The organism is Sphingomonas sp. URJC2 (genome assembly GCF_059803575.1).
Map to the genome: position 1 here is coordinate 54,102 of NZ_JAPFGX010000011.1, position 19,316 is coordinate 73,417.

Here is a 19,316-nt window from a genome sequence, read left to right on the forward strand (position 1 = left end):
CCTCCTGCGCGGATACGGCCCTAACGACCCGATATTACCCTTTTGTTCATGACCGTCCGGCGATCTCCGCCAGCGGGATCGGGTGGACGATCGAGCAGAATGCGCAATCGACGCGGATCACCCCCTGCTCATCGGCCATGTCGGCGCGCTCGCCCTCCGGAAACCGCGCCAGCACGTCGATGATATGGGCGGTGTTGCAGCGGCAGCCCTTGCGGATTGCAGCCCCCCCGAGCACGCGGACATCGTCTTCCTCATGGAACAGCCGCCAGGCCAGCGTTTCGAGCGGCAGCGCCGCATCGGTCAGCTCTTCGAACCGAATGGTTTCGCCCAGCACGCGGACATGTTCCCATTCGGGATGGTCGAGCCGGGTGTGCAGCCGGTCGCGCCCGTCCTCGCCATCGGGCAGATGCTGGAGCAGCATCCCGCCGACGACGCAGCCGCCGCCGTCGCGGTGGCGATGGGCGATGCGCACGAGGCTGGGGATCTGTTCGGACTGGGCGAAATAGCTCTCCGCCGCCTCGGCCAGTGAGCCGCCCTCCAGCGGGACGATGCCCTGATAACGCTCGCCGGTCACCGCCTGATCGAAGGTGATCGCCAGATAGCCGGTGCCGAACAGCGCGAACAGCGACGGATCGGCAGGCATCTGGGCATGGCGATCCGCGTCAAAGCGCACATAGCCGCGCAGCTCGCCGCCGCGATAGTCGCACACCAGCAGGTCGACGACGCCGCCCTGCGCCTGCGCCTGAAGCGTCATCTGCCCGGCCTCGTCCTTGAGCGTCGAGCCGAGCAGCGCGGTCAGCGCCAGCGCCTCGGCCAGCAGCTTTTCGATCGCCGGCGGATAGGCATGGGCGGCAAGCACCGCATCGAGCGTCGGCCCGAGCCGCACGAAGCGGCCGCGCGCATGACGCCCCATGATCGCAAAGGCGAGCGTCCGGTCGGGTTCGGGGGTGTCGGTCATCCGATCAGCCCGAAACACCACATCAGCACCGCCTTCTGGGCGTGGAGGCGGTTTTCCGCCTCGTCCCAGATCGCCGATTGCGGCCCGTCGAGAATATCGTCGGTCGCCTCCTCGCCGCGATGGGCGGGCAGGCAGTGGAGGAAGGTCGCCCCCGGCCGCGCCGACGCCATCAGCAGCGGATTGACCTGATAGGGCGTCATCGCGCGGATCTTGGCCGCGCTGTCGGCCTGACCCATCGACACCCAGGTGTCGGTGACGACGACATCGGCCCCCGCCGCCGCGCGCGCCGGATCGCGCTCGATGGTGACGCGGGCATTGGTGCCCGCCAGCCGGGCATTGGCCTCGGCCACGATGGCCGGATCGGGATCATAGCCATCGGGGCAGCCACAGGCGACCGAGAAACCGAACAGCCCGGCCGCCTCGATGATCGAATGCAGCACATTATTGCCATCGCCCAGCCACGCCCATTTGCTGCCCGGCAGCGCCAGCCCGCGTTCGGTGACGGTCTGCATGTCGGCAAGGATCTGGCACGGGTGCGTCCGGTCGGTCAGGCCGTTGATCACCGGCACCCCGGCATGGCGCGCCAGCTCGTCCAGCTTGGCGGGATCATCGGTGCGGATCATGATCGCATCGACATAGCGGCCGAGCACCCGCGCGGTGTCGGCCACGGTCTCGCCCCGGCCAAGCTGGGTGGTGCCGGAATCGAGGATGATCGCGCTGCCGCCGAGCTGGCGGATCGCCATGTCGAACGACACGCGGGTGCGGGTCGAGCTTTTCTCGAAGATCATCGCCAGCACATGGCCGTCGAGCGGCCGGTCGGCGTCCACGCGCCCGCGCGGCCAGCCGGCGCGCGCGCGCTTCCGGTCATGCGCCTCGGCAAGCATCGCGGCCACCGCATCGGCGCCGACCGCGCCCAGATCGAGAAAATGGCGGGTCATCAGCATCTCCCTGGCCGGGCCGCCGCTTGCCGGCCGGCCCGACCGGTCAGGTGTCAGGCCGCCTGAGCGGGCGCATAGCTGCGCGCGCCGGCGGACAGGCGGTCGATGAACTCGGCGACATGGCTGTCGTCGATGACGAGCGGCGGCAGCACGCGCACGACATTGTCGCCCGCCGCCACCGTCAACAGGCCGTGATGGTCGCGCAGATGGGCGACGAATGCCCGGCTGTCCGACTTGAGCTTCAGGCCCAGCATCAGGCCCATGCCGCGCACGCTGTCGAACAGCTCGTCGTGATTGGGGATCAGCTGTTCAAGCGCCTGACGCAGCCGGTCGCCCATCCGGCGGACATGGGCCATGAACTCAGGCTCCAGGATCACGTCGAGCACCGCCTGACACGCCGCCATCGCCAGCGGGTTGCCGCCATAAGTCGAACCATGGGTGCCGGCCACCATGCCGCGCGCGGCATGTTCGGTCGCCAGGCACGCGCCGACCGGGAAGCCGCCGCCAATGCCCTTGGCGGTCGCCAGAATATCGGGGGTCACGCCATATTGTTCATAGGCATAAAGGCTGCCGGTGCGCGCCACGCCGCACTGCACCTCGTCCAGCACGAGCAGCAGGCCATGTTCGTCGCAGATGCGCCGCAGCCCTTCCAGAAACTCGGGCGTGGCCGGACGGATGCCGCCTTCGCCCTGCACCGGTTCGACAAGGAAGCCGGCGGTGGTGGCATCGACCGCCGCGGCCGCCGCCTCCAGATCGTTGAACGGCACGACCTTGAACCCGCCGAGCAGCGGCTCGAAGCCCGAGCGCAGCTTTTCCTGATCGGTGGCGCTGATCGTTGCCATCGTCCGGCCGTGAAAGGCGTTGGAAAAGGTGATGAGCGTCGTGCGTTCCGGATTGCCGCCGACATGGTGGAAACGCCGCGCGGTCTTGATCGCGCATTCGAGCGCCTCAGCGCCCGAGTTGGTGAAGAACACCGTATCGGCAAAGCTGTTGTCGATCAGCCGCTGGGCCAGCGCCTCGCCCTGCGGGCTGCCATACAGGTTCGACACATGCATCAGCGTCGCGACCTGATCCTGAATCGTCTTGACCAGATGCGGATGGCCATGGCCGAGCAGGTTGACGGCGATGCCGCTGGCGAAATCCAGATAGCGTTCGCCCTGCTCGCCGATCAGATAGCACCCCTCGCCGCGCACCGGTCGCACGCCGCAGCGCGGATAGACGGGCATGAGCGGGGTGATGGCCATCGTGACAGTCTCCACTGATCGGACCGGATGCCCGGTCGTAACGCAAAAAGGCGACCACCCGGTCGCCTTGCCGCCGATATAGGCACAGGGCGCAGGCCGGTCAACAAACCGGGGGCACCCGACCGGGACATGCCACAGGGAAACAGGGCACCGCGCCCCGGCCATGGGGCCGGGGCGCGGGCACCCGTCAGCATCGGCGATCCGTCACCAGCGGCGGACGTCGTCGTCGCGCTTCTGCCGCCAGACGCGGTTTTCGAGCACCGAGATGCGGCGGTTGAGATCCTGCCATTCGCGGCGGTCAAGGCCGTTGAAGCTGTAACGGCGTTCAAGCTGGGCGATGTCGTTCAGCTGACCGCGCAGCCGCCGGGATTCGCCGCGGGTCAGCGCGCCATTGCGTTCGCCGCGTTCGATGCGGAATGCGATCCGGTCGAGCTGACGCTCGATCCCGGCCCCGCGCCCCGGCCCGCGCCCGCCCCAGTCGCCGACGGGCTGGGCGCTCGCCGGCATGGCGGCGGTAACGGCGGCCAGAGCGAGCGCCCCGGTGAACAGAAACTTGGTCATCGTTCGGTCTCCCTATTCCCAATGCCCGGCCGGTTTAGCGCGGCGGGGCTGGGCGGAGGCTGAACGCGGCCGTTATCCGCGGTTAAGCGAAGATCTCGGCCAGAAACCCGGTCAGCGCGGTAAAGGACCGCCGGTCGGCCGCCGCGTCATAGGCAAGGCCGGGGCCGGAGGCGGCCGGGTTGGTAAAGGCATGGCCGACATGGCCATAGGCATGAAGCTGCCAGTCCGCGCCGGCATCGGTCAGTTCGCGGGTGAGCCGCAGCACATCGTCGGGCGTCGCCAGCGGATCGTCCCAGCCATGGAGGACGAGCAGCCGGGCCGAAATCGGCGGCTGGGTGCCCAGCCCCGGCGGCGCGAACACGCCGTGCAGCGACACCGCCCCCCGGATCGCATCGGTGCCGGTGCGGGCGATATCGAGCGCGCACAGCCCGCCAAAGCAATAGCCAATGACCGCGATCCGCGCCGCATCGATCCCGTCCAGCCCCTGCACGAACGCCAGCGCGGCGAGCAGCCGGGCGCGCAGCAACGCCCGGTCGGCGAGCAGCGCATCCATCTGCGCGCGCGCCGCGTCCGGGGCCAGATCGCGCTGCTCCTTACCATAGACGTCGATCAGCACGGCCATATAGCCAAGCCCGGCCAGCCGCTCCGCCACCTGCCGCTCAAGCGCGCTCGGGCCGCGGATGGTGGGCGCGATCATCACCGCCGGAAACGGTCCCGGCCCCTCGGGCCGGGCGACCGCCGCCTGGCAGATCAGCCCGCCAGCGGCATAATCGGCGGTTTCGATCACGCCCTGAGCTTCCAGCCCGAACGGAGCAGCGCGTAACAGGCCGCCCCCATCAGGAGATTGATGACGAGCAGAATGACCGCACCCAGCATCACCGGCGAATCGGCATCGCCCAGAAAGCCGTAGCGAAAGCCCGAAATCACATAGAAGAACGGGTTGGCATGGCTGATCGTGCGGAACAGCGGCGACAGCGCCTCGACCGAATAGAAGGTGCCCGACAGCAGCGACAAAGGTGCGACGACAAAGTTGGTGACGGCGGCGGCATGATCGAACTTTTCCGCCCAGATCGACGTCATCACCCCCAGAAAGGCGAGGAACATCGAACCGAACAGTCCGAACCACAGCACTGCCCAGATGTGGCGCGGCATCACATGCACGCCCGGCCAGAACTGCATCGCCAGCCACACGGTCAGCCCGACCAGCACCGCGCGCGTCACCGATGCGCCGACCATCGCGGCGAGCAGTTCGCCATTGGACAGCGGCGGCATCAGATAATCGACGATCGTGCCCTGAATCTTGCCGACCAGCAGCGAGAAGCTGGAGTTGGCAAAGGCGTTCTGGATCATGCCCATGACGATCAGCCCGGGGGCGACGAAATCGGCAAAGCTGTGGCCGAGCACCATGCGCCCGCTGCCGCCCAGCGCGACCGTGAAGATCACCAGATAGAGCAAGGTGGTGATCGCCGGTGCCCAGATGGTCTGCAACTGCACCTTGAAGAAACGGCGCACCTCCTTCACATAGAGGGCGCGGAGCCCCGGCCAGTTGACGCGCCTGATCGACGCAACGCCGGGTGCGAGGCGAATTCCGGATTGGGACTGGTCAGCCATCGCGTGCTCGCCTATCGGCTCATGGCGTGATCCGCAAGGCGATGACCGCAAGGCATGGGCCGCAGGACAGTGGTTTTTGGGCGCAAGGGATAAAGATGGCCTGGACTGACGAACGCATCGAACAGCTGAAGTCGATGTGGGAAAAGGGCATGACCGCGAGCCAGATCGCCGAGGAACTGGGCGGCGTCAGCCGCAATGCGGTGATCGGCAAGGCGCATCGCCTTGGCCTCCAGTCGCGCCCGTCGCCCGTGCGCGACAAGGACAAGGGCACCGACAAGGAAAAGGATCGCGCGCCTGCCGCCAAGGCGCCGGTGCGCGAACGCGCGCCCGATCCGGCCCCCGTTGCCGCCGCGCCGTCGCGCCGCGAAACGCCGCCGCCCCCCGCCCCTGCCCCCGCGCCCGCCCAGCCCGAACCGGTCAGCGCTGACGGCGACGAGGCGAATGACGAAGAATCCGGCGACGCGCCCGCCGCGCCCGCGCCCATCATCCGTTCGATCGGCCCGGGCGGCTTTCTGCGTCAGGCGCCCGGCGAACCCGCCGCGCCCATCCCGCCCGCGCCGCCGCGCCGGCTGGTGCCCGCGCGCCCCAGCCCCGAAATCGCCGGCAAGACCAGCCTGCTCGACCTGAATGACCGGATCTGCAAATGGCCGATCGGCCATCCGGGCGAGCCGGACTTTCATTTCTGCGGCCGGCCGGTCAATCCCGGCTTTCCCTATTGCGTCGATCATTGCGGCCAGGCCTATCAGGCGCAGCTGCCGCGCCGCGACCGGCGTCCGCCGCCGCCTTTGCCCTTTGGCGGGCCGCGCGTCCGCTGACCGTTCCGGCACGAAAGACGCATCGTTTCGCCTGACCGGCACGCAGCCGCTCTAGAATGAGTCCGGCTGCATGCGCGGCCGGAAAGAGACGGTGCCGATGCAACAGCCAGCCCAGCACATGCCCGCGCGCCGGCGATGGCCGGGGATGCTCGCCGTGCAGGCGGGACTGGTCGCGGCGAGTGCGCTGCTGCTCGTCATGCCGCGCGCCGAGGGGCCGTTTCTGGTCGTCCCGCTGCTGCCCGACGGGTCGGGCCATGCTCTGTCCTGGGTTGCGCAGACGGGCGGCAGGCTGGTCGGCCCGGCGCGGATTCCGGGCGCGCTGGTCGTGACCGGCGACCGGGCGGCGCTGACCACCGCCGCGCTTCGCCATGGCGCGCTCATCACCCATGCACCGCTCTGGGCGTGCGGCGATCCGGCGCAGCGGCGCTGAACGCCCTGCCCCTGCTGGCGCGGAACATGCGCGCCTGCTCACGACGCGCAGCGGCTTTCACCGGCGGGGCTGCGGGCTTATAGCATCATCCCATGTCCGATCTGTTCGCCGCCGCCACCCCCGCCGCTCAAGATTATGACGCCTCGGCGATCGAGGTGCTGGAGGGGCTGGAGCCGGTGCGGCGGCGGCCGGGCATGTATGTCGGCGGCACCGACGAACGCGCGATGCACCATCTGGCGGCCGAAGTGCTCGACAATGCGATGGACGAGGCGGTCGCCGGCCATGCGACGCGGATCGAGCTGGTGCTGGAGCCGGGCAACCGGCTGACCATCACCGACAATGGCCGCGGCATCCCGATCGATCCCCACCCAAAATATCCGGGCAAATCGGCGCTGGAGGTGATCCTGTCGACGCTGCATTCCGGGGGCAAGTTCGCCGGCAAGGCCTATCAGACCTCGGGCGGGCTGCACGGCGTCGGGGTCAGCGTCGTCAACGCGCTGTCGTCGGACACGGTGGTCGAGGTGGCGCGCAACAAGACGCTCTATCGCCAGCGTTTCGCGCGCGGCCAGACGCTCGGCCCGCTGGAGGAGGTCGGCGCGGCGCCCAACCGGCGCGGGACCAGCGTCGCCTTCACCCCCGATACCGAGATTTTCGGCGACGAGATGCGCTTCAAGCCCGCCCGGCTCTACCGGCTGGCGCGGTCGAAGGCCTATCTGTTCGCCGGGGTCGAGATCCGCTGGCGCTGCGCGCCCGAGCTGATCGGCGACGACACCCCGGCCGAGGCGGTGTTCCAGTTTCCCGGCGGCCTTGCCGATCATCTGCGCGAACAGATCGGCACCCGCGAATGCGCGACGACCGAGTTTTTCTCCGGCGCGCAGGAGTTTCCCGACGGTCAGGGCCGGGTGGAATGGGCGGTCGCCTGGCCGCTGTGGAGCGAGGGCGGGACGAGCTGGTATTGCAACACCATCCCGACGCCCGATGGCGGCACGCATGAACAGGGGCTGCGCGCCGCGCTGACCAAGGGGGTGCGCGGCTTTGGCGAGCTGACGGGCCTGAAAAAGGCCAAGGACATCACCGCCGACGATGTGATGGCGGGGGCCGAGCTGATGCTGTCGGTGTTCATCCGCGATCCCCAGTTCCAGAGCCAGACCAAGGACCGGCTGACCAGCCCCGAAGCCGCAAGGCTGGTCGAAGCCGCGATCCGCGACCATTTCGACCATTTCCTTGCCGACCGCATGGAACGCGGCAAGGCGCTGCTCGGCTTCGTGCTCGACCGGATGGACGAACGGCTGCGCCGCAAGGCGGAGCGCGAGGTCAAGCGCAAGACCGCGACCGGCGCGCGCAAGCTGCGGCTGCCCGGCAAGCTGACCGACTGCGCCGCCTCCGACCCGGCGGGGACCGAGCTGTTCATCGTCGAGGGCGACAGCGCCGGCGGATCGGCCAAGCAGGCGCGCGACCGCAAGACGCAGGCGATCCTGCCCATTCGCGGCAAGATCCTGAACGTCGCCTCCGCCACCGCCGACAAGATCCGCGCCAACAGCGAGATTGCCGACCTGATTCAGGCGCTTGGCTGCGGCACGCGCGACAAGTGCCAGCCCGATGCGCTGCGCTATGAACGCGTGATCATCATGACCGACGCCGATGTCGACGGCGCGCATATCGCGACGCTGCTGATGACCTTCTTCTTTCAGGAAATGCCCGACATCGTCCGGCGCGGCCATGTCTATCTGGCCCAGCCGCCGCTCTACCGGCTGAGCGCGGGCGGCAAGAGCCTGTATGCGCGCGACGACCAGCACCGTGCCGAGATCGAACGCACGGCGTTCAAGGGCCGCAAGGTCGAGGTGTCGCGCTTCAAGGGGCTGGGCGAAATGAACCCGCAGCAGCTGCGCGAAACGACGATGGACCCGCGCACGCGCACGCTGATCCGTGTCACCCTGCCCCAGGATTATGAGGAGCGCGCGGGCGTGCGCGATCTGGTCGACCGGCTGATGGGCCGCAACCCCGAACACCGGTTCCAGTTCATCCAGGAAAATGCCGCGCGGCTGGACGAAGAGGCGATCGACGCCTGAGGCGCGCCGCGCCCGGCCCGCGCGCCCCTCCCCGCCCATGAAAAAAGGGGGCCAAAGCCCCCTTTTCCCATATCATCGACAGGCCGGGCCGGTCAGTAGGTGGTGCTCAGCCCCAGCGAGATGATGCGGCCCTGATTCCAGCGGTTGATCAGCACCCGCCGGTCGGCAAACTGCTGGAACTCGCGATAGGGCGTGCCGGTCAGGTTGCGCGCCTCGACCTTCAGCTGCCATTTGCCGCCGAACAGCTCAAACTCCTCGCGCGCGACGAAGTCGAGCCGGATGCCCGGCCGCTCGGTGATGTCGGGCAGCAGGTTCGGGCCGCGATTGGTCACGCGGTCGCTGGCATAATTGAACAGCAGGGTCATCTGGCTGACCTTGTCGGTGCTCTCGATGCCCAGTTGCAGATTGACCAGATGGTCAGACTGGCCGGTCAGCGGCGCGCCGTTGCGGAAGATCAGGCTGGCCGGCACCAGCGCGGCGGCACCCGACGAGTTCTGGATCGCGCTCGGCACCAGCGTGTCGTCGACGCGCAGCTTGGACTGGGTGTAGGTATAGTTGGCGACGATGAGCAGCCGGCGCGACGCGAAGAAATCGCCGCCCAGCCCGTCGAGCGGAACATATTTCTGCACCTCGGCCTCAGCCCCGTAGAGCACCGCGCGCGGCGCATAGGAAAAGCCGGTGGTGAGCGTCGCGTCTTCGCTGGGGAAGAAGGCGACCTGTTCGATCGGCCGCTTGATCGTCTTGTGGAAGGCGGCGATCGCGATGCGGTCGTCCTTGGCCGGGTAGAATTCGAACCGGCCTTCAAAGTTGTAGAGTTCCGAATCGGTCAGCCGCGGATTGCCGAAGAAGAAGCGGTCAAACTCGAAATCGCGGTAGATCTGCGGGGCGAGTTCGCGGAACTGCGGGCGGGCGATGGTCTTGGACGCATTGAGCCGCAGCTGCATGTCCTCGGCAAAGTTCCAGGTCAGCGTCGTCGCCGGCAGCCAATAGCCATTGTTCAGCTGCGTGCCGGCAAAGGTTGCGCTGTTGGTGCCCACGCGCTGCGTCGCATCCTCATAGCGCAGGCCGGTGGTCACGCGCAGCCCGTCGGCCAGCTCGCCCTCGGCCTGCACATAGCCGGCATTGATGCGCAGCGCGGCATCGTAAAACGCCGCCCCCTGCGAGGCCGAGGTGTTGAACAGGCGGACGCAGCCGGCCTCGGCCGCCACCGCCGTCGGATTGGCGCAGGCGTTGAGGATGCTCGCCGGCGACAGCAGCAGATCGGGGCGCAGCGTCGCGAATTGCGGGTTGATGCCGCCGCCCAGAAAGCTGCGGAAGCGGAAGTCGAGGCGCAGCGAGTCGCGCTGCGTGTCGCTGTAATAATAGCCGGCCGAAATCGTCACCGGCCGTTCGGTCGGCAGCTTCAGGCTGGCATCGATCGCGCCGCTCCACAGATCCTCGTTCAGCCGGCTGAACGCGACGGTCGCGGATTCCTGCAGGCCGTTCAGATCGTTCTGGAACTGGCCGGTGACGCGGTTGCGGCGATAGCTGAAGAACGTCTCATAAGGTGCCAGCCGCTTGGTGTTGGCATAGGTACCGCGCAGATCGACCGACAGGTCGCCGAAGCGCAGCTCGCCCACCGCCTGGCTGTCGATCAGCTGGCGGCGGAACAGGTTGGTGTTCTGCTGCAGGATCGGGTCGCCGCTGCTGTTCAGATAGACGGTGGCACCCGACAGCCGTGCCTGTTTCAGCGTGTCGTTGATGTAGAGGTTGGTCAGTCGGATCTTGTGGCCGCCAAACTCCAGACCCGCGCCCAGCAGCAGGTTGGTGACCGCGCGATTGTCGGTCAACTGGGTCTGGAAATCGTTGCGCAGCGCGCCGGTGGGATCGGTCGTGTCCTGCTGGATGGCGTCGCGGTTGCGCCAGCCATTGTTGAACTGGGCCGAGGCGACAAGGCCGAGATCGGCATCGTCGCCCACTTCCATCCGGTGGCCGCCGCTGAACTCAAGATTGAAATTGGCCGGGGTGTCGAAGCGCTGGAGCAGCCGGGTGCGCGCGCCCGAAAAGCCGGTGATTTCGTTCGAAAAGAACACGCCGCGCGTCAGCCCTTCGCGCTGGATCACGCCGGGAACCGCGCGCTCGCCCGAATCAAACCCCAGCCAGTCGTTGCGGCTGCCATAATAGCCAAGGCCCCGGCGGCCGGTGGTGACCGAATCGACGCCGACCGAGCCGGACATGGAGATGAAGCTCTCCTCCGGCACGGCGCGCGTCGTCAGGTTGATGACCCCGCCGCCAAACTCGGCCGGGTAATTGGCCGAATAGCTTTTCTGGACGAGCGCGCTGGCGACGATCGAGGTCGGGAAGATGTCGAGCGGCACCGTGCGGCGCAGCGGTTCGGGCGACGGCAGCGGCGAGCCGTTGAGCAGCGAGGAGGAATAACGGTCGCCGAGACCGCGGACGAACACGAAACCATTGCCGACGACGCTGAGGCCGGTGACGCGGGTCAGCGCGCCGGCAATGTCGCCTTCGCCGGTCCGGGCGATATCGGCCGAGGACAGCACCGAGACGACCTGCGGGGTCGCGCGGATGACGTTGGGGATATAACGGCCGCGAACGATGATGTCCTCGCCGTCCAGCTCGCCGGCACCGGGGGCCGAGACATCGACCTGCTCCTCGGCCGCTTCGGGCTGGGCGGGCGGCGTCGGCTGCGGCGCGGCGGGCGGCGCGGTCTGCGCCAGCACGGCGGGCGCAAAAAGCTGGCTCGATGCGAGCAGCAGCGTGGCGAAAGTAAGCGGCCTGATCATCATTCTATCCTTGCTGCGCGGCCGGAAGCGGGCTGATCCTGCTTCCGGCCTCCCCCTGCATGCGTCCGGGATCGGGTCAGTTGCCGTTGCAGGCGAAGAACACCGACCGGAAGACCGGCGCGCCCAGTTCCTGAAGGCCGGCATTGGCCGCCCGGATGGTGGACTTGCCGCCATTGGCCTCGGTGCCCGCCACGATGTTGGCGCAGGCCGCGACCGACTTCACGATGCCGTTGTAGAAGCCGAAATCCGCACCGCCGCGCAGGCGGATCGCCGCCGGCGCATTGGCCGTCTGGATGAAGGTGAAGTTGGCATATTGCCCATAGGTGCGCGGCAGCGCGTCTTCATTGCCGTTCGAATCGATTTCGGTGGCGAAGGAGTCGGTGGTCGCCCCGGTCAGCTTCTGCGCGACGATCAGGAACTGGACGAGGCCGCGCCAGCCGGTGTCGACGTCGAAGCCGTCGTCATCGGCCCCGGTCACGACCATGTAGCGAAAATTGTTGCGGCCGCCGAACACCTCGACCCCGTCGTCCGAGCTGTTGTGCACCTGGATATAGCTGATGTCGGTGCCCGACCCTGCGCCGGCGGTGGTCAGCCCCTGCAGCTCGTTGCCCGGCGTCAGTTCCAGCCCCGAATAGCGGATCTGGACATAGCGCATCGTGCCGCTGCTGTCGGCCGGCGCATTGCCGCCGTAAAGCGCGGTCACCGTGCCTTCGACGATGTTCTCGCAGGTCGTGCTGGTGCCGTCGGCATTGTTGGTGCCCGACGAGCAATTGGCGATCGGCGCGCGCCCGGCGATCACGATGCCGCCCCACTGGCCCTGGCTCGAATCGCCGTTATTGGCCGGGTTGAGGTTCTGCTGCGAGGTGAAGATGATCGGCTGGGTCGCGGTGCCGACCGCATTGATCTGCGACCCGCGGTTGACGACCAGGAAGTCGGGGGCCGGATCGATCGGGTTGGCGACGATGATCGCCCCCGCCGCGATGGTCAGCGTCGCCGCCGCGCCACCGGTGCCGAGGATGCCGCGATCCTGGCCGACATCGACACGGCCGTTGATCTGATAGGCGACGCCGTCGACGCGCGGCAGGCTGAGCGTTCCCGAGACGGTCGCCGGCAGGCGGCAGAGCCGGTAATTGTTGGCGGTGCCGGCGTCGGTGGTGCCCGCCGGGCAGGCGCTGGCGGCAGGCGCGGCGGCGCTGCGCGACAGGCCGGTCGCGCAGCTGGCATTGCCCGGCCCGAGGTTGAGCGTCGAGGAATTGCAGGTCCAGCCCTGGAACCAGGTGTCGCCGGCCGGATTGACCGCGCCGATATAGCTGGTGCGGGTGAAGAACGGATTGACCGTCGAGGCATCGAACGCGCCGACATTGAGCGCGGAGCCGGTCGGGGCGACACCGTTCAGCGGATTGGTGCCGGTCAGCACATTGTTGGTGCCGGCATTCACGACCGCGATCTGTTCGGCCACCGTCACCGTCACACCGCTGACCGTCGTCGTCGCGAACGCGGCTTCGGCGGTGTTGGGACCGACGCCGGGAGCCGGGGCCGGCGCCGGGGACGGCGCGGGAACGACGACAACGCCGCCACCGCCCTGCCCGGGGGATGCCGGATCGCTGGCTCCGCAGGCGGCGAGCGGAAGGGCGGCAGCCCCGAGAAGGAGCAGGCGAGTGCGCGACATGAAGTTCCCCTGTCAGTGTCCATCAGCCGGCGCGCGACTCCGCGCCCGGTCGGCCCTCCGGTTAGGCAGGGGCTGTGATGCTTGCGTGTCAGCCGGGTTGCGGAAGCGTGACGTCTGCGCGTCAGTTTCGTGACAATGGGCCGGTTCGGGCGGCCTGCCGGCGGGTCAGCGCTGGCAGCGGGGACAGAAAAAGGTCGAGCGCCCCGAATCCACCCGGCGGATTATGACAGTCCCGCAACCACAGGCCGCGCCCTCGCGGCCATAGACGCGCCAGTCCTTGGCAAAATAGCCGAGCTGCCCGTCGGGCCGCGCATAGTCGCGCAGGCTCGATCCGCCCGCCGCGATCGCCGCGTCCAGCACCTCGCGGATCGCCGGGACCAGCCGGTCGATGCGCGCGCGCGGCACATCGCCGCCCGGCCGGCCGGGGGCGATCCCGGCCATGTGCAGCGCCTCGCAGACATAGATATTGCCCAGCCCCGCCACCACCCGCTGGTCGAGCAGCAGCGCCTTGACCGGGGCACGCCGCCCGGCAAGCGCGGCGGCAAGCGCGCGCGGCGTGAAATCGGGGCCGAGCGGCTCCGGCCCCATTTTGGCAAAGGCCGGATAGGCCGCAAGCTGCACCGTCGGCACCAGATCGACAAAGCCGAACCGGCGCGGATCATAAAGCGCCAGCCGCCGCCCGCCGCCGGTTTCGACCAGCAGATGATCGTGCGGCAGCAGCGCATCGGCATCGACCCGCCACCGCCCCGACATGCCGAGGTGGAAGATGATGCTATCGCCCCGATCGGTGTCGATCAGGCCATATTTGGCCCGGCGGTGCAGGCGCACGATCCGCGCCCCGGTGGTCCGCTGGCGCAGATCGGCCGGGAACGGAAAGCGCATGTCGGGGCGCTGCGGCGCGACAGTGGCGAGGATCTGGCCGTCCAGCACCTCGGCCAGGCCGCGCACCGTGGTCTCGACTTCGGGAAGCTCGGGCACGGCCCCGGCATAAGCGGTGCGCACGCGCGCCTCAAGGCCCCGGCGTCACGACATTTCGGGGGGCCTCGGGGCCACGTCGGGTTTGCCTCGCCCTCCGCGCTCGGCTAGGGGGACGGGCGATGACCGAGACCGTCTCTTTCGGCTATGCCGAAGTATCGCCAGAGGAAAAGACCGCCCGTGTCGGCGAGGTCTTTTCCAGCGTCGCGCGCCGCTATGACATCATGAACGATGCGATGTCGGGCGGCATGCACCGGCTGTGGAAAGACCGGTTCGTCCGGCGGGTCAAACCGCGCGCCGGCGAGGATATTCTCGACATGGCCGGCGGCACCGGCGACATCGCCTTCCGCCTCGCCCGCCACGGCGCGCGGGTGACGGTGGCCGACATCAATCCCGACATGCTCGACATCGGCATGCAGCGCGCGGCCAAGCGCGGCATTGACGGGCTGGTGTGGAGCGAGGCCAATGCCGAGGCGCTGACTTTCCCCGACCGCTTCTTCAGCGCCTATACGATCGCGTTCGGCATCCGCAACGTGACCGACATTCCCGCCGCACTCGCGGAGGCGCACCGGGTGCTCAAGCGCGGCGGGCGGTTTTTCTGCCTCGAATTCTCGACCACCACCTGGCCGGGCTTTGCCGATGTCTATGACGCCTATTCGCACCATCTGGTGCCACGGCTGGGCAAGGCGCTGGCCGGCGACGAGGCGAGCTATCGCTATCTGATCGAATCGATCCGCCGTTTCCCCGACATGCCGACGTTCGAGCGGATGATCGCCGATGCCGGTTTCGTGCAGACGCGGGTCGAACCGATCATGGGCGGTCTGGTGGCGATCCACAGCGGCTGGAAGATCTGAGCTTGGCCTCCACCGCAACGCATCTCGTCAGGCTGCTGCGCTGGGGCCGGACGCTCGCCCGCCACGGCGCGCTGACCGGGATCGAGCGCGATCCGCTGACCCCGCCGCAGGTGCGCCGGCTGGTGCGCATCGCCCGGTTCGGCGCGCGCGTGCCCGTGCAGCCGGCCTATGCCACCGCCTTCCAGTCGCTCGGCCCGGCGGCAATCAAGCTGGGTCAAGCGCTGGCCACCCGCCCCGATCTGGTCGGGGTGGAGGCGGCCGAGGATCTGCTGCGCCTGCAGGACGATCTGCCGCCCGCGCCGTTCGCGGAGATTCGCGAGTCGATCGAACGCTCGTTCGGACGCCCGATCAGCGAGGTGTTCGCCTCGATCGAGGAAAGCCCGGTGGGTGCGGCATCGATCGCGCAGGTTCACCGCGCCGTCACCACCGATGGCCGGCAGGTCGCGGTCAAGGTGCTGCGCCCCGGCGTGGAAGAGGATTTCACCCGCGCGCTCGAAACCTATGAATGGGCGGCCGCGCAGGCCGAGGCGCTGGGCGGCGAGCTGAGGCGGCTGCGCCCGCGTCAGGTGATCGCGCAGTTCCGGCAATGGACGATGCGCGAGCTGGATTTGCGCCGCGAGGCGGCCTCGGCCTCCGAACTGGCGCAGGCGATGCAGGCCGAGCCTGGCTATCGCATTCCCGAGATCGACTGGCAGCGCACCGCCAAGCGGGTGATGACGCTCGAATGGATTGACGGGATCAAGCTGTCGCGGCGCGACGCGCTGATCGCGGCGGGCCATGATCCCAAGGTGCTGGCCGGGCGGCTGGTGCGCGCCTTTCTGCGTCAGGCGATTTCGGAAGGTTTCTTCCATGCCGACATGCATCAGGGCAATCTGTTCGTGCGCCCGGACGGGGACATTGTCGCCATCGATTTCGGCATCATGGGCCGGATCGACCGGCGCGCCCGGCGCTGGCTGGCGGAGATTCTCTACGGCCTGATCACCGGCAATTACGAGCGCGTGGCCGAAATCCATTTCGAGGCCGGTTATGTGCCGCCGCACCATAATATGGCCGAGTTCGCGACCGCGCTGCGCGCGGTGGGCGAACCGATCCGGGGGCTGCCGGTCAAGGCGATCTCGATCGGCAACATGCTCGACGGGCTGTTCGGCATCACCCGCGATTTCGACATGCCGACCCAGCCGCATCTGCTGCTGCTGCAAAAGACGATGGTGATGGTCGAAGGCGTGGCGACCGCGCTCGATCCCGACATCAACATGTGGGAAACTGCCGCGCCGTTCGTCGGCGAATGGCTGCGCACCGAACTCGGCCCCGAAGCCTGGGCGGCGGACCGGCTGATCGAGGCGAAGCGCACGCTGGCGCTGGTGCCCGATCTGATCCGCCGGCTCGACAAGCAGCTGCCGCGCCCCGGCGCCGCGCCGCTGCCGCCGCCCTTGCCCGACATTCCGGTGGTCGGCATCGGGCGCGGCTGGCGCACGCTGGCGACGGCGCTTGCCGGGGCGGGCCTGGGGGCCGGCCTGATGCACCTGCTGGGCTGACCCGGTGGCGGGCGCGCGCATCCTGCTGATCGTGGGCGGCGGCATCGCCGCCTATAAGGCGTGCGAGCTGATCCGGCTGATGCGCGCAGATGGCATGTCGGTGCGCTGCGTGCTGACCGATGGCGGGGCGCAGTTCGTCACCCCGATGACGCTTGCCGCTTTGTCCGAACAGAGCGTCCATACCAGCCTGTGGGATCTGAAGGACGAGGCGGAAATGGGCCATATCCAGCTCAGCCGTCAGGCCGATCTGGTCGTCGTCGCGCCCGCCACCGCCGATCTGCTCGCCCGCATGGCCGCGGGGATCGCCGATGATCTGGCGACCACGCTGCTGCTGGCGACCGACAAGCCGGTGCTGGCGGTGCCGGCGATGAATGTGCGCATGTGGGGCCATGCCGCCACCCGGCGCAACGTCGCGCAGCTGCGCGCCGATGGCATCATGATCGTCGATCCCGCCGAAGGGCCGATGGCCTGTGGCGAGTTCGGCCCCGGCCGCCTGCCCGAACCGGCGGCGATCATGGAGCGGGTGCGCGCCGTGCTTCACGGGCAAATGCCGGGCAACGGGCAGATGCCGGGCAACGGACCGCTCGCAGGCCGGCATATTCTGGTCACCGCCGGGCCGACGCATGAACCGATCGATCCGGTGCGCTACATCGCCAACCGCTCATCGGGCAAACAGGGCTTTGCGCTGGCCGCAGCCCTCGCCGCGCGGGGTGCGCGGGTCACGCTGGTCAGCGGGCCGGTGACGCTGGCGACGCCGCCGGGCGTGACGCGGATCGATGTCGAAACCGCGCGGCAGATGGCGGATGCGGTCGCCGCGTCCCTGCCCGCCGATGCTGCGGTGCTGGTGGCGGCGGTCGCCGACTGGCGGGCCGATGCCGCAGCGATCAAGATCAAGAAGCAGCCCGGCGTTGCGCCCAGCCTGACGCTTCACGAAAATCCCGATATTTTGCAAGGCCTTGCGCAGTCAGATGCGCGCCCGTCGCTGCTCATCGGCTTTGCCGCAGAAACCGACAATGTCGTCGATCACGCCACCGCCAAGCGCGCGCGCAAGGGCTGTGACTGGATCGTCGCCAATGACGTGTCGGGCGATGTGATGGGCGGCGAAACCAACAGCATCCACCTGATCACCGGCGACGGGACCGAGCATTGGCCGGCCATGGCCAAGGCCGATGTCGCCGCCCGGCTTGCCGACCGGATCGCCGCCGCGCTGGCCGGGGCGGATCAGCCCAAAAAGGACCGGACATGACCGAGGCGACCCCGCAGACGCGCCCCAGCCTTGCCATCGCGCTCAAGCGGTTGCCGCATGGCGAGGGCCTGCCCCTGCCCGCTTACGCAACCGATGGCGCGGCGGGCATGGACGTGGTGTCGGCCGAGGATGTCGAGCTGGCCCCCGGTGCCCGCCATGCGGTGGCGACCGGGCTGGCGATCCAGATTCCGGCCGGGTTCGAGGTGCAGGTGCGCCCGCGCTCCGGCCTCGCGCTCAAGCATGGCGTCACCTGCCTCAACACCCCGGGCACCATCGACAGCGATTATCGCGGCGAGGTGAAGGTGATCCTCGCCAATCTGGGCGACGCCCCGTTCCGCATCGCGCGCGGCGACCGTATCGCCCAGCTGGTCCCCGCCGCCGTGCAGCGGGCGCATTTCACCGAGGTCGCGGCGCTTGACGACAGCATGCGCGGCGCGGGCGGCTTCGGCTCCACCGGCACCGGCACGCTTGCCGGCGGGAGCAGCGCGTGAGCCTGAGCGATGCCGAGCTTGACCGTTATGCCCGGCACATTGTTCTGAAGGAAATCGGCGGCGCGGGGCAGAACCGGCTGCGCGCCGCGCGCATCGCCATTGTCGGCGCGGGTGGCATTGGCTGCCCGGCGATCCAGTATCTGGCCGCCGCCGGGATCGGCCATCTGCGCCTGATCGATGACGACCGCGTCAGCCTGTCCAACCTGCAGCGTCAGATCCTGTTCGGCGATACCGATCTGGGTGCCCCCAAGGCCGAGGCGGCGGCGCGCGCGGTCGCACGGCTCAACCCGCATGTCAGTGCCGAGCCGCTGGTCGCCCGGATCAGCGCCGATACGGCCGCCGATCTGCTCGGCGGGGTCGATCTGATCCTCGACGGGTCGGACAATTTCGCCACCCGGCTGATCGTTTCGGATCAGGCGGTGCGGCAGCGCACGCCCTTGGTGTCGGCGGCGCTGGGTCAGTTTCAGGGCCAGATCGCCACCTTTCGCGGCCATGAGCCCGATCAGCCCTGTTACCGCTGCTTTGTCGGCGACGCATTCGATGCCGAGGATTGCGACACCTGCGCCGATCAGGGCGTGCTGGGCGCGGCGGCGGGGCTGGCCGGAGCCTGGGCGGCGATGGAGGCGGTACGCGCGCTGGTCGGCTTCGGGCCGGACCCGGCGGGGCGCGTGCATGTGTTCGATGCACTCACCCCGGTGCTGCGCACGATCCGCATCGTCAAGGACCCCGCCTGCCGCGGCTGCACGGGCTGACGGGGCCGGTGCCGCCCCGTTTCCGGTCGCCCGCTTCCCCGCTCAGTCTGCCTTCTTCGCCGCGCTTTTGGCGGCACCCGCCTTCGCCGGGGCCTTTTTCGCAGCGGCCTTTTTGGCCGGCGCTTTTTTGGCAGCCGGCTTCTTCGCCGCCGCCTTTTTCGCGCCGCCCTTGCGCGCCGGGGCCGCCTCGGCCCGCGCCTTCAGCAGCGCGACGGCTTCATCGAGCGTGATCGCATCGGGCGCGCTTGCCTTGGGCAGGGTCGCATTGGTCTCGCCATCGGTGACATAGGGGCCGTAGCGCCCCTCCATCACCCGCACCTCGGCGGCGCTGTCGGGGTGCGCGCCCAGCACGCGCAGCGGCGCGCGCGGCGCCCCTCGCGCGGGC

18 protein-coding genes are annotated in these 19,316 nt (G+C 68.8%); 8 read left to right on the plus strand and 10 right to left on the minus strand.

The genetic code is table 11. The annotated features are described in order from the left end of the window. Positions 1-46 precede the first annotated feature (46 nt). From hslO to OPU66_RS06465, 6 genes are all read right to left on the minus strand, one after another. On the minus strand, positions 47-958 hold the full coding sequence (gene hslO, locus OPU66_RS06440) for an Hsp33 family molecular chaperone HslO (RefSeq protein ID WP_498552788.1): 912 nt from the start codon (positions 956-958) through the stop codon (positions 47-49). Next, the gene (gene argF, locus OPU66_RS06445) at positions 955-1,896 is read right to left on the minus strand and encodes an ornithine carbamoyltransferase (protein WP_498552789.1); all 942 of its coding nucleotides are present in this window, start codon (positions 1,894-1,896) and stop codon (positions 955-957) included. The genes hslO and argF overlap by 4 nt, the downstream gene beginning before the upstream one ends. Positions 1,897-1,949: 53 nt before the next feature. After that, positions 1,950-3,140, minus strand: coding sequence for an aspartate aminotransferase family protein (locus OPU66_RS06450; RefSeq protein WP_498552790.1), 1,191 nt, complete (start codon positions 3,138-3,140; stop codon positions 1,950-1,952). 204 nt (positions 3,141-3,344) lie between these two features. Continuing rightward, on the minus strand, positions 3,345-3,701 hold the full coding sequence (locus OPU66_RS06455; protein ID WP_498552791.1) for a hypothetical protein: 357 nt from the start codon (positions 3,699-3,701) through the stop codon (positions 3,345-3,347). Between the two features lie 82 nt (positions 3,702-3,783). Continuing rightward, positions 3,784-4,488, minus strand: coding sequence for a dienelactone hydrolase family protein (locus tag OPU66_RS06460; protein ID WP_498552792.1), 705 nt, complete (start codon positions 4,486-4,488; stop codon positions 3,784-3,786). Continuing rightward, positions 4,485-5,312 carry an ABC transporter permease gene (locus OPU66_RS06465; RefSeq protein ID WP_498552793.1) on the minus strand — a complete coding sequence of 276 codons (828 nt, stop codon included), beginning with the start codon at positions 5,310-5,312 and terminating at the stop codon, positions 4,485-4,487. The genes OPU66_RS06460 and OPU66_RS06465 overlap by 4 nt, the downstream gene beginning before the upstream one ends. Before the next feature lie 95 nt (positions 5,313-5,407). On the opposite strand from OPU66_RS06465, the gene OPU66_RS06470 reads away from it, so the two are divergent. The 3 genes from OPU66_RS06470 to parE all read left to right on the plus strand — a co-directional run bounded on the left by OPU66_RS06470 (position 5,408) and on the right by parE (position 8,626). Beyond that, complete coding sequence (locus OPU66_RS06470) at positions 5,408-6,127, plus strand: GcrA family cell cycle regulator (protein WP_498552794.1); 720 nt, start codon at positions 5,408-5,410, stop codon at positions 6,125-6,127. A gap of 97 nt (positions 6,128-6,224) precedes the next feature. Next, complete coding sequence (locus tag OPU66_RS06475) at positions 6,225-6,557, plus strand: hypothetical protein (protein ID WP_498552795.1); 333 nt, start codon at positions 6,225-6,227, stop codon at positions 6,555-6,557. A 92-nt stretch (positions 6,558-6,649) separates the two neighbouring features. Continuing rightward, complete coding sequence (gene parE / locus OPU66_RS06480; protein WP_498552796.1) at positions 6,650-8,626, plus strand: DNA topoisomerase IV subunit B; 1,977 nt, start codon at positions 6,650-6,652, stop codon at positions 8,624-8,626. A 92-nt stretch (positions 8,627-8,718) separates the two neighbouring features. Here parE and OPU66_RS06485 read toward each other — a convergent pair whose 3' ends face one another. The 3 genes from OPU66_RS06485 to mutM form a co-directional block, all read right to left on the minus strand. Beyond that, positions 8,719-11,412, minus strand: a complete 2,694-nt coding sequence (locus tag OPU66_RS06485) for a TonB-dependent receptor domain-containing protein (RefSeq protein ID WP_498552797.1) — start codon at positions 11,410-11,412, stop codon at positions 8,719-8,721. Between the two features lie 73 nt (positions 11,413-11,485). After that, positions 11,486-13,078, minus strand: a complete 1,593-nt coding sequence (locus OPU66_RS06490) for a beta-helix domain-containing protein (protein WP_498552798.1) — start codon at positions 13,076-13,078, stop codon at positions 11,486-11,488. Positions 13,079-13,243: 165 nt separating this feature from the next. After that, the gene (gene mutM / locus OPU66_RS06495; protein ID WP_498552806.1) at positions 13,244-14,056 is read right to left on the minus strand and encodes a bifunctional DNA-formamidopyrimidine glycosylase/DNA-(apurinic or apyrimidinic site) lyase; all 813 of its coding nucleotides are present in this window, start codon (positions 14,054-14,056) and stop codon (positions 13,244-13,246) included. 119 nt (positions 14,057-14,175) lie between these two features. On the opposite strand from mutM, the gene OPU66_RS06500 reads away from it, so the two are divergent. From OPU66_RS06500 to OPU66_RS06520, 5 genes are read left to right on the plus strand one after another with little or no spacing between them, the layout of a single operon-like run. Then, complete coding sequence (locus OPU66_RS06500; RefSeq protein WP_498552799.1) at positions 14,176-14,907, plus strand: class I SAM-dependent methyltransferase; 732 nt, start codon at positions 14,176-14,178, stop codon at positions 14,905-14,907. A gap of 2 nt (positions 14,908-14,909) precedes the next feature. Next, positions 14,910-16,442, plus strand: coding sequence for a 2-polyprenylphenol 6-hydroxylase (gene ubiB, locus OPU66_RS06505; RefSeq protein ID WP_498552800.1), 1,533 nt, complete (start codon positions 14,910-14,912; stop codon positions 16,440-16,442). 4 nt (positions 16,443-16,446) lie between these two features. Then, positions 16,447-17,688: a bifunctional phosphopantothenoylcysteine decarboxylase/phosphopantothenate--cysteine ligase CoaBC gene (coaBC, locus tag OPU66_RS06510; protein WP_498552801.1), complete on the plus strand. Its 1,242-nt coding sequence runs from the start codon at positions 16,447-16,449 to the stop codon at positions 17,686-17,688. Then, positions 17,685-18,179, plus strand: a complete 495-nt coding sequence (dut, locus tag OPU66_RS06515; RefSeq protein ID WP_498552802.1) for a dUTP diphosphatase — start codon at positions 17,685-17,687, stop codon at positions 18,177-18,179. Before coaBC ends, dut begins: the two co-directional genes overlap by 4 nt. Then, positions 18,176-18,931, plus strand: a complete 756-nt coding sequence (locus OPU66_RS06520) for a HesA/MoeB/ThiF family protein (RefSeq protein ID WP_498552803.1) — start codon at positions 18,176-18,178, stop codon at positions 18,929-18,931. The genes dut and OPU66_RS06520 overlap by 4 nt, the downstream gene beginning before the upstream one ends. 42 nt (positions 18,932-18,973) lie before the next feature. Here the strand turns inward: OPU66_RS06520 and OPU66_RS06525 are convergent. Continuing rightward, on the minus strand, positions 18,974-19,316 hold a 343-nt coding region (locus OPU66_RS06525; protein WP_498552804.1), incomplete at its 5' end, for a topoisomerase C-terminal repeat-containing protein.

Excerpts from the sequence above, each read along its gene's own strand:
- hslO (WP_498552788.1), bottom strand. The coding sequence starts at position 958 with ATGACCGACACCCCCGAACCCGACCGGACGCTCGCCTTTGCGATCATG.
- argF (WP_498552789.1), bottom strand. The coding sequence starts at position 1,896 with ATGACCCGCCATTTTCTCGATCTGGGCGCGGTCGGCGCCGATGCGGTG.
- OPU66_RS06450 (WP_498552790.1), bottom strand. The coding sequence starts at position 3,140 with ATGGCCATCACCCCGCTCATGCCCGTCTATCCGCGCTGCGGCGTGCGA.
- OPU66_RS06455 (WP_498552791.1), bottom strand. The coding sequence starts at position 3,701 with ATGACCAAGTTTCTGTTCACCGGGGCGCTCGCTCTGGCCGCCGTTACC.
- OPU66_RS06465 (WP_498552793.1), bottom strand. The coding sequence starts at position 5,312 with ATGGCTGACCAGTCCCAATCCGGAATTCGCCTCGCACCCGGCGTTGCG.
- OPU66_RS06470 (WP_498552794.1), top strand. The coding sequence starts at position 5,408 with ATGGCCTGGACTGACGAACGCATCGAACAGCTGAAGTCGATGTGGGAA.
- OPU66_RS06475 (WP_498552795.1), top strand. The coding sequence starts at position 6,225 with ATGCAACAGCCAGCCCAGCACATGCCCGCGCGCCGGCGATGGCCGGGG.
- parE (WP_498552796.1), top strand. The coding sequence starts at position 6,650 with ATGTCCGATCTGTTCGCCGCCGCCACCCCCGCCGCTCAAGATTATGAC.
- OPU66_RS06485 (WP_498552797.1), bottom strand. The coding sequence starts at position 11,412 with ATGATGATCAGGCCGCTTACTTTCGCCACGCTGCTGCTCGCATCGAGC.
- OPU66_RS06490 (WP_498552798.1), bottom strand. The coding sequence starts at position 13,078 with ATGTCGCGCACTCGCCTGCTCCTTCTCGGGGCTGCCGCCCTTCCGCTC.
- OPU66_RS06500 (WP_498552799.1), top strand. The coding sequence starts at position 14,176 with ATGACCGAGACCGTCTCTTTCGGCTATGCCGAAGTATCGCCAGAGGAA.
- dut (WP_498552802.1), top strand. The coding sequence starts at position 17,685 with ATGACCGAGGCGACCCCGCAGACGCGCCCCAGCCTTGCCATCGCGCTC.